Annotated in this window: 2 protein-coding genes; both read right to left on the bottom strand. The window is 30.3% G+C overall.

Annotated features, from left to right (window positions below; all coding sequences use genetic code 11):
- Positions 1-59: 59 nt before the first annotated feature.
- Positions 60-575, bottom strand: a complete 516-nt coding sequence (locus tag KHQ28_RS28885) for a hypothetical protein (protein WP_064147894.1) — start codon at positions 573-575, stop codon at positions 60-62.
- 26 nt (positions 576-601) lie between these two features.
- Positions 602-1,148, bottom strand: a 547-nt coding sequence (locus KHQ28_RS29430; RefSeq protein WP_228298320.1) for a hypothetical protein, incomplete at its 5' end; no start/stop codon positions are given.

The following is a 1,148-nucleotide window of genomic DNA, read 5'->3' as shown; positions in this document are numbered from 1 at the left end:
ATACATATATATTTCTTATATATATGTTAGTCAATGAGGATATTTGAAAAATTGGATTATTATTTCTTTTTATACGATGGGAACTTTTCTTTTAAAATGTTAAAGCAGTTGATAACATTTTCATGCTCTACTGAAAAATGATCTATACTCCTTTTCAGAAGATCATTGGCAACATCAACGATAAATTGACTTCTTTCACTATGATTATAGACAGTAAATACATCAGCTATCCAGTGATAGCAGCAAAGCGTCAACAAAATACAATAGTCTTGATATTCTTTAATACCTGATAAAAAAGTATATCCGTTATAATCTACTTGCCTTGTTCTTCTATAATATTGTCTAAGCGTAGGCTTCATTATTATTAAATGGTTTTTAACTATATCATAGTGAATGTCATCCTGAACGTAGTCGTTTTTAAGAAAGAAACTATTACTATGAACATATAATGCATAGGCAATTGTTTCAGTACAGATTCCATATTCCTCGCATAAAGCCTTTGAGACAACAGGATTGTTTTCTATATATTTTATAAACTCACTTTCCTTCAAGTTTTTTGTTTTGGTTTTCTTCATATATTTCTCACCATTATTATATTCGATTAACGACGGAAGGTTTCTGGTCTTTTCCACTCAAACACTTCAGAATGTTTTTCTTTAGTTCTTACACTTTTAATCTGATTGGCTTTACGCTGAGAACGGATCTGTTCACGCGCCACACACAACACTTTTCTTCGTTCTTCATCAGTCAACCTAGACTTTTTTACTTCCGTGGCTTCTGATACTGCATCATTTAAAAAATTTCTTTCTGATAATGAAACCTTTCTCAATCGTCCATAGTTGTCTATATTTCTAACTCTTGGTTTTCTTTCTTTTTTTACTTTAATACCATCAGAAACATCCACTTCACTTACTATTTTTTGTTCTGGTACAACATTGTCTTTATTGTTTTTAATCCTATTTGCTTCTCTTAGAGCACGAACAATATCACGAGACTTGAACATAACTTCACGTCTTTCTTTTGGCTTTAATTTTTTACCTTTTGCTATTGTTGCCTCATTCAGCATATTATCAAAAATTGATTTTTCATATTCAGTAAGAATTTTTATCCATCCTTTTCTTTGCTTCGTCTTTTTCTCAATTTTATTT

Source organism: Klebsiella sp. 28 (assembly GCF_018223905.1).
GTDB lineage: Bacteria > Pseudomonadota > Gammaproteobacteria > Enterobacterales > Enterobacteriaceae > Klebsiella > Klebsiella pneumoniae.
This window is presented reverse-complemented; position numbering and strand designations above follow the sequence as displayed.

Coding starts and splice junctions, on each gene's coding strand:
- KHQ28_RS28885 (WP_064147894.1), bottom strand. CDS start 575: ATGAAGAAAACCAAAACAAAAAACTTGAAGGAAAGTGAGTTTATAAAA.